Source organism: Paracoccus sp. TRP, from assembly GCF_000185925.1.
In the GTDB taxonomy this organism is placed as follows: domain Bacteria; phylum Pseudomonadota; class Alphaproteobacteria; order Rhodobacterales; family Rhodobacteraceae; genus Paracoccus; species Paracoccus kondratievae.
In genome coordinates this window covers 57,634-64,308 of record NZ_AEPN01000024.1, presented here as the reverse complement: position 1 = coordinate 64,308, position 6,675 = coordinate 57,634, and the positions used below count along the sequence as shown (strand labels likewise).

Annotated in this window: 6 protein-coding genes; 2 read left to right on the top strand and 4 right to left on the bottom strand. The window is 63.0% G+C overall.

Annotated elements, in window-relative coordinates:
* Nucleotides 1-275 precede the first annotated feature (275 nt).
* Complete coding sequence (locus PARACOCCUSGL_RS22045; RefSeq protein ID WP_010397597.1) at nt 276-707, top strand: hypothetical protein; 432 nt, start codon at nt 276-278, stop codon at nt 705-707.
* A gap of 439 nt (nt 708-1,146) precedes the next feature.
* Nucleotides 1,147-2,079, top strand: a complete 933-nt coding sequence (locus tag PARACOCCUSGL_RS0113675; protein WP_010397594.1) for a sugar-binding transcriptional regulator — start codon at nt 1,147-1,149, stop codon at nt 2,077-2,079.
* On the opposite strand, the gene PARACOCCUSGL_RS0113670 is transcribed toward PARACOCCUSGL_RS0113675, so the two are convergent.
* From PARACOCCUSGL_RS0113670 to PARACOCCUSGL_RS0113655, 4 genes are read right to left on the bottom strand one after another with little or no spacing between them, the layout of a single operon-like run.
* Entirely contained in the window at nt 2,080-3,522 is a 1,443-nt protein-coding gene (locus PARACOCCUSGL_RS0113670) for an FGGY-family carbohydrate kinase (RefSeq protein WP_010397593.1), read from the bottom strand.
* 15 nt (nt 3,523-3,537) lie between these two features.
* The gene (locus PARACOCCUSGL_RS0113665; RefSeq protein WP_010397591.1) at nt 3,538-4,194 is read right to left on the bottom strand and encodes an HAD-IA family hydrolase; all 657 of its coding nucleotides are present in this window, start codon (nt 4,192-4,194) and stop codon (nt 3,538-3,540) included.
* Nucleotides 4,195-4,197: 3 nt separating this feature from the next.
* Complete coding sequence (locus PARACOCCUSGL_RS0113660) at nt 4,198-5,661, bottom strand: mannitol dehydrogenase family protein (RefSeq protein WP_029372268.1); 1,464 nt, start codon at nt 5,659-5,661, stop codon at nt 4,198-4,200.
* A gap of 12 nt (nt 5,662-5,673) precedes the next feature.
* Nucleotides 5,674-6,672: an ABC transporter ATP-binding protein gene (locus PARACOCCUSGL_RS0113655; protein WP_010397587.1), complete on the bottom strand. Its 999-nt coding sequence runs from the start codon at nt 6,670-6,672 to the stop codon at nt 5,674-5,676.
* Nucleotides 6,673-6,675: the final 3 nt, after the last annotated feature.

Here is a 6,675-nt window from a genome sequence, read left to right as displayed (position 1 = left end):
TGGCTTCGCCATTTGTCAACATGACCTACGCTCATCGGTGCTGTTCATCCGAACGCAGAAATCCAGTGTCGAACGTCGCATCGTGGCTGCCGTGAACGCCTTGTCGACAGCGAAGTCCAGCGTTTGAGCCGCGACACCATCCATGCGGGCCGGTGCCAATCTCAGCACCGGCTTCATCTCGACAAGGCTCGCGTAGCTTCCCTGATCCGCTGCGCCCGTCCCGACGAAACGGATGGAAGGGGTGTCTTTGCCGCAAGCGTCCCGGAAACCACCCCATGCTGAGAGAGATTGCTCGCAACGCGGAGCCCTGTTCGGCCTCCCCGCTCCAGGCATATATCACCGACCGGATTGCAGGCCGTCCTGGTCCGGCATGGCTGGATGGCCAGCCGCTCGAACGGGCCATTCGGGTTACGGAAATTCTGGGCACCACCCTGGAGTTCGGTCCGTATGTCACCTTCGAGGATCTGTCCTTCAGTGAACGGCATGTGGCCGACACATGTGGCTGGACCTATACCTCGAAGGGCGAGACCGGGATCCGCCGCGCATTCCGAATTCTGGAGGCCAGCCACAGCCCGAAGCAATCGCCCGCCCGGGGCGATAAATGGGTCGCCTTCGGTCTGTTGCTGGATGAGTTCCAGAATCCCGCGCAAAGCAGCTCACTCCGCAGAATCTTCGAAGAGCATATCGCCAGCACCGCCGAATCCTGAATCGCCAATCGGGTAAGCCTGGCCAGACACCGCTCTCTATCAGATGCCAGACTTCGTCAGGCCGCCTTCGGGCGGCCTTTTCCTTTGGTCGTCACGCAATATTTCGATGGTCGATAATCGAAGTAAAAGTGGACAAAACAGAAAACCGCGCATCTAGATAATAAAGTAAAATCAATTATTTATTTTGCGCCAGAGTTGCCGGAATGGCCATTGTTTCAGTGATCGGACACGCATGGCGGCTAGGTCGGCTACTGGGGCGCGAACGGAATATGAAGGGCCAGTTCTTTCCAATTCTGATCTGGGGAAATGGGCGTTAACCTGTTGCCAGCCCCCTCCCCCCTCTCCAGTTGGGATCCCAAAGCCGCCGCTGGACACTTGCGGCACCACCAAGCTAGACACGTAAAGGGATAGTTAGGGTAGGAAAGACGGACAGCCCCTTATGGTGAACCAGGGCCGGAAACTTGAGCAGGCAGCCAAGGCGGCGTGGCTTTCCTATGTCGCAGGCAAGACCCAGGATGAGATCGCCGGGATCATGGGCGTCTCGCGCCAGACTGCGCAGCGGCTGGTTGCTCAGGCTATGGCCGAGGGTATCGTCAAGATCCGCATCGACCACCCGTTTGCCCATTGCATGGATATTGCCGCCGGGCTGCAGCACAAATGGGGGCTGGAGTTTTGCCAGATCGCCCCCTCAGATGCCCCCGAAGCAGGTGTCGCGCTGATGGTCGCGGACACGATCGAGCAATGGTTGCGCCGGGCCGAGCCTTTGACCATGGCGATCGGCACCGGCCGCACCCTGCGCAGCGCCATTGCGCAACTGCCCCATATCGACTGCCCCCAGCATCGTATCGTCTCATTGACCGGCAATATCGCGCCCGACGGCTCGACCGCCTATTATAACGTGCTGTTTACCCTGTCAGATCTGGTCAGCGCCCGCAGCTTTCCCTTGCCCCTGCCCGTCATCGCCCCCAGCATGAGCGAACGGCAGGCCGTGAACAGCCAGCCAAGCATCCGGCGCCTGATCCAGATGTCGTCTGAGGCGGCGGTCGCTTTTGTCGGCATCGGCACTGTGGGCGAGAACGCGCCATTGATGCTTGACGGTTTTCTGACTCAGCCCGAGCTTGACGCCCTTGTCGATGCCGGCGCGGTGGGCGAGATCACCGGCTGGGCCTATGACACCCATGGCGCGCTGGTGCCGGGGCTTAGCAATGATCGCGTGGCCTCGGCCCCGATCCCCCCGCGGGAAACGACGCTTGTTATCGGCGCGGCGCATGGCAGTGAAAAGGTTCCGGCGATCCGCGGTGCGCTGCGGGGCGGGCTGATCAGCGGGCTGATCACCGATGCCACAACCGGTGCGGCGCTGCTGTCGGGCTAGCTACATCGCAGCAATTTCAGCGCGCTGTTCTTGCATGCGCAAAAAGATGCGCCAGTCCCGCTCACGCCGGATACAGGCAGCGGGATCAGGCTTTGTCACCTCGATCGGCCGGGCAAAACAGTCGCGGGCAGCAAGAACACCGCCGCTGAGCGGCGCAGCAGCAAGGATGGCTGTGCCGCGCAGCACCGCGTCTTCGGGCTGCCAGTGGATCTCGGCCCCGATGGCATCCGCGTAAAGCTGACGCAACAGGGGTGAGCGCGCCTGCCCACCCGCCATGGCCAGCGCCTGGGGTATCAGGCCCATATGCGCGATCACCTGACGCGTTCCCAGCGCGATCCCGACCGCCGCGCGCCAGTAAAGCGCATCCAGCGCCTCGGGGCTACGCTCAAGGGTGAGACCCTGAATGACGGCACGCAGCAGCGGATCGGCAAAGGGCGTGCGGTTGCCCTTGATATCAGGCAGGACATGCAGATCGGCCGCAGGCTCGGGGGCCGAGGCGATACGGGCAAGGATCACGTCGTGATCGGTCGGCTCGGGGTAAAGGGCGCGCAGACGTTCCAGCAGCGCGCCGGTCGCAGATTGCCCTCCCTCGGTCACGCTTTCATCGGGCAGAATGGCGCCGGGATAAGGTCCCCAAAGCGACGTGCGCGGGCCTATCCCTGCCGCGATCACACAGTTCGAGGTGCCCGCGATCAGCGCCGGCATACCGGGCGCCGCGCCAAGCGCCCCGGCAAAGGCGTCGATCAACCCCGTTGCGACCAGCGTTTCCTGTTTTAACCTCAGTTCGGCCGCGCCTTGCGGTGACAGGGGGCCAATGCGGCTGCCGGGGGACAGGACCGGACCGGGGCGCGGAAAATCGGCGACCCCTGCCCGTTCCAACAGATCCTGCTGCCAGCCGCCATGGTCAGGAAGCCACGCCCATTTTGCCACCGCCGCGCAAAGCGAGCGCGCCTCGATACCCGTCGCCCGAAAGGTCAGATGGTCGCAAAGGTCCCGTACGCCGTTCAGCGTCGCCCAGATCCCGGGCCGGTTGCGCTTCAGCCACATAAGCTTTGGCGTCTGCATCTCGGGCGAGACCGAGCCCCCAGCCCGCACCACCACCTCATGCGGGATGCGGCTAAGCTCGGCTGCCTCGGCAACCGCGCGATGATCGTGCCAGGCGATTACGTCGGGCGAAAACCCCGGGGCGTCAACGACCAAAGAACAGGTCGCATCGAAAGCCAGCGCGCCGATCTGCGCCGGGGGCACGCCGGCCTGATGGCGTGCCTCGGTCAAGGCATCGGCGACTGCCTGCCAAATCTCGGCAAAATGATACATGGCCTGTTGGTCGGGCCCCGGGATGGTGGCAAAGCCCCGGCTGGCGCGTGCAACAAGCCGGCCGTCAAGGGTGAAAAGCCCCGCCCGCGCCCGGGCCGAGCCCACATCCACGGCCCCGATCAGCACGCTGATTCCCCTTTGTTAGTCCAGATCATCCAGAGTTTTGGGCAAATCGCTGGCGCGGTCAATCAGCGCATCCGGGGCAAGCTGTGCCAGCTTTTCGGCAAGGCGCGCCGGTCCCGCGTGACTGCCGCCCAGAAAGCCGATCACCCGCATCCCCGCCGCACGGGCAGCGCGCAGACCGGCCGGGCTATCCTCGATCACCACACAGTCAGCGGGATCAACCCCCAGTTTTTTCGCAGCGAAAAGGAACAAATCGGGCGCTGGCTTGCCGCGCGAAACCTGCACCGCCGAATAGACATGCTGACCGAAAAAAGACGCAAGCCCGGTCAACGACAGCGACAACGACAGTCGTTCGGGCGCACTGGATGAGGCGACGGCGCGCGGACCTGAAAGCCGGGCCAGTACCTCGGCCATGCCGTGAACCGGCTGCAACTCGCGGCGGAAACGTTCGGCCAGCGCCGTGGCATAACCCGGCAAGGCCGGTCCCAGATCGACACCATGCGCACGCGCCGCATCGGTGATGGTCGAGAATGAGCGGCCCAGAAACTCATCATAAATGCGCGCAAGGGTGATGGGCGCGCCCTGCCCTTGCAACAGCGCCCCGATCTCGGCCGCTGCGAGGGGCTCTGAATCAACCAAAACCCCGTCACAGTCAAAGATCAGCCCGCGCGCCACTGCCTAGCCCCGGATATAAGCGTCAAGCGTCGCACGCGTGCCCTTGTTCCACAGCATCGCAAGCCAGCGGGCAAAGGGTTGGGCAAAGCGCGGATCGCGCCCCGTTGCGCCATAGATCTCGGCCATGGCAAGCCACGCGGCGGGATCATTGCGCGCGGCCTGTGCCTGAATGATCAGACGATCCCAGTTCGGATCGTTCGGCGCAATAACGGCCCCGCTGTCGCTGATGCCCGCGCAATAGCGGCACCACAACGCCGATTCCAGCGCCAGCCCCTCGACCGGCTGATCACGTTCAAGCCGGTGGGCGATGGTCGGGACAATGAACTTGGGCTGCCGGTTCGAGCCATCAAGGCAAAGCCGGCGCACCGTATCCCCGATCTTGGGGTTGGCACAACGTTCGGCCACCTTGGCGAAGTAGGCGCCAAGATCGGTGCCGGGCACGGGCGGCACGGCGGGGATGATCTCATCACGCTCGATCTTTTCAAGAAAGGCGCGGATCTGGGCATCCTCCATCGCCTCATGGACGAAGTGGATGTCGAGCAGCCCGGCCGGATAGGCGATCACCGCATGGCCGCCATTCAGGATGCGGATCTTCATCAGCTCCCACGGCGTCACGTCCTGTACGAATTCAACACCGACCTTTTCCAGTGCGGGTCGTCCGGCAGGAAAGCGGTCCTCAAGCACCCATTGGATGAAATCTTCGCAAAAGACCGGGGCGTCATCCTCAATGCCGAAATCCTCGCGCACCAGACGCCGCTCACGCTCGCTGGTCGCAGGAGTGATGCGGTCCACCATACCGTTCGGAAAGGCGACTTCGGCGGTGATCCACTCGGCAAAATCCGGGTCAGAGAGGCGCGCCGTCTCAACCACCGCCTCACGCGTGACATCGCCGTTATGGGGGATGTTGTCGCAGCACATGACGGTAAAGGGCGCATGACCCGCCGCGCGACGCGCCCTTAGTCCGGCGACGATGAGGCCAAACACCGTTTGCGGCATATCGGGATTGGCCGCATCGGCCGCAATGGCGGGATGGGTGGGATCGAAATGCCCGGTAGCGGCGTCGATGAAATAGCCGCCCTCGGTGATGGTCAGCGCGACAATGCGAATCGCCGGATCGGCCAAGCTGGCGATTACCCGGACATGATCACCGGGGGTGATATAGTCGATGACCGGCCCCAAAACCCGCGCCCGCGACGCCCCAGCCGATTGTTCGACCAGCGTGTAAAGGTGGTCCTGCACTGCCAGAGTGTCACGCATCCGCACATCCCCCGACATGACGCCCGCGCCGATGATGGCGAAATCATGGGCCAGTCCCATGTTCATCAGCCGGTCCAGATAGGCCGCCTGATGGGCGCGGAAGAAATTCCCGACCCCGAAATGCAGGATACCGGGGCGCAGCCGCCTGCGATCATATTCCGGGCGCGGCTGGCTGATCTGCCCAAGGGTCTGTTCACTTAATCTTGTCATTTTCATCCCGGATCACAGAGCGCTGCCGTTTTGGTCAAAGCGATACAGCCTTCCGTCCTGCGGGGTCAGGTGGATGCGGTCCCCATGGCTGGCGGGGAATTCGCCCTCGGCCCGGGCAACCACATGGGTTCCATCGTCCAGATCGACATGCAGGAAGGTATCCGAACCCAGATGCTCGGCGACCCCGACCCGGCCCGCAAACGCCCCCTCGCTCATCGACAGGCGGAAATGCTCGGGGCGGACGCCGATCGCATGGGCACCAAGACGCGCGGCGGCCTCGCCTTCAAGAAAGTTCATATTCGGGCTGCCGATAAAGCCCGCGACAAAGCGGTTCGCCGGGCGGCGATAAAGCTCAAGCGGGCTGCCCACCTGTTCGATCCGGCCGGCGCGCAGAACGACGATCTTGTCGGCCATGGTCATCGCCTCGACCTGATCATGGGTGACATAGATCATTGTGGTAGCTAGTTTTTTGTGCAGCTCGGATATCTCTACCCGCATGTTCACCCGCAGCGCCGCATCAAGGTTCGACAAAGGCTCATCAAAGAGAAATGCCGAAGGTTCGCGCACGATCGCACGGCCGATCGCCACGCGCTGACGCTGACCACCTGAAAGCTGACCCGGACGGCGGTCCAGATAGTCGGTCAGGTTCAGGATCCCTGCCGCGTGCTGGACGCGCCGTTCTTGTTCATCGGCGCTCAGCCCCGCCATCTTTAACGGGAAAGCGATGTTTTTGCGCACCGACATATGCGGGTACAGCGCATAGGACTGGAACACCATCGCAAGTTTGCGCCGCGACGGAGGCGCCACCGTCACATCTTGCCCGTCGATGACGATCCGCCCCGAGGTCACGTCCTCAAGCCCTGCGATCAGCCGCAAAAGCGTGGATTTCCCGCAGCCCGAAGGGCCGACAAAGACCACGAACTCTCCGTCCTCGATCTGCAGGTCGACCCCGGGGATGACCTCGACCTCGCCAAAGCTTTTGCAGACCTGTTCAAGCGTGATGCTTCCCATATT